Source organism: Alcanivorax sp. HI0044 (genome assembly GCF_001634945.1).
On record NZ_LWEZ01001835.1, the window covers coordinates 1 to 930 of the forward strand.

Genomic DNA, 930 nt, shown 5'->3' on the forward strand with positions numbered 1-930 from the left:
CGAAAAAGCGCAACAACGAGTGCGGGCCAGCCTGAATGACCCGAAGGGCGTGGCCTGAAGCGCACATCTGCTGCGCCTTGCCTCTCGGAAAGGGAACCACCCTGACCATCAAGACAAGACGCAACAGCTGCACGCTTCAGGCCACGCTGAGCATGCAAGGAGTTTTTCAGAGGTTCCCAGGCAGCTATTAGTTATCTTTATCCCTCTCAATGCGCCCCATGCATTTGTCTAATGCCCCCATCGGCGTTAGCGTCTCCTACACATAAAAATTCTGATTTTCGGGAGAGCACCACATGCGCGCCATTCTGTGCAAGGAACTGGGCCCAGCCAACACGCTGGTCATTGAAGACATCGCATCCCCTGCGCCGGGCAAAGGCGAAGTAAAGGTGCGGGTAAAAGCCGCCGGGCTGAACTTCCCCGACACCCTGATTATCGAAGGCAAGTACCAGATCAAACCGGAATTGCCGTTTTCACCGGGCGGTGAAATGGCCGGCGAAGTGCTGGAAGTGGGCGACGGCGTGAAAAACTTCAAACCCGGCCAGCGGATCATGGGCCTCACCGGTTACGGTGCCTTTGCCGAAGAAATTCTGGTGCCGGAGAACCGTCTGATCCCCGTGCCTGACGGCATGGATGACCACACCGCCGCCGCCTTTTCCATGGTCTACGGCACCAGTTATCACGCGCTGAAACAACGGGCCAACATCCAGCCCGGGGAAACCCTGCTGGTGCTCGGCGCCAGTGGCGGCGTAGGGCTGGCTGCGGTGGAAATTGGCAAGGCCATGGGCGCCAACGTAATCGCCTGCGCCAGCAGCGACGAGAAACTGGAAGTGGCCAGGGAAGCCGGCGCGGATGACCTGATCAACTACGCTGACGAAGACCTGAAAGAGGCGCTGAAAAAGCGTTACCCGAGAGGCGTGGACGTGATCTACG

General features: G+C 58.6%; 1 protein-coding gene. It reads left to right on the forward strand.

All coding sequences use genetic code 11. The features are described from left to right. Positions 1 to 293: 293 nt before the first annotated feature. Positions 294 to 930 (forward strand): NADPH:quinone oxidoreductase family protein (locus A3730_RS27380; protein ID WP_063539355.1); only part of this gene is annotated, 637 nt, incomplete at its 3' end.